Annotated in this window: 1 protein-coding gene; it reads right to left on the reverse strand. The window is 62.5% G+C overall.

The genetic code is table 11. The features are described 5' to 3' along the window. Positions 1–248, reverse strand: a 248-nt coding sequence (locus J5M56_RS26095; protein ID WP_207938203.1) for an amino acid permease, incomplete at both ends; no start/stop codon positions are given.

Below are 248 nucleotides of genomic sequence, written 5' to 3' on the forward strand. Positions count from 1 at the left end.
TGCTGAACAGCAGCACGAAGTAGCCGACATTGCCCATCCAGGCACTGATCCAGTACCCCCATGCCGAGGAAAACCCCATGTACTCGCCGAAGCCAGCTTTGGCGTAGGCATACACACCGCCGTCCAGGTCGGGCTTGCGGTTGGCCAGGGTCTGGAACACGAATGCCAGGGTCAGCATGCCCACTGCGGTGATTGCCCAGCCAATTAGAACCGCGCCGACGCCGGCACTGGCGGCCATGTTCTGCGGC

The sequence above is a fragment of the Pseudomonas sp. 51_B genome (assembly GCF_017491595.1).
Taxonomy (GTDB): Bacteria; Pseudomonadota; Gammaproteobacteria; order Pseudomonadales; family Pseudomonadaceae; genus Aquipseudomonas; species Aquipseudomonas promysalinigenes.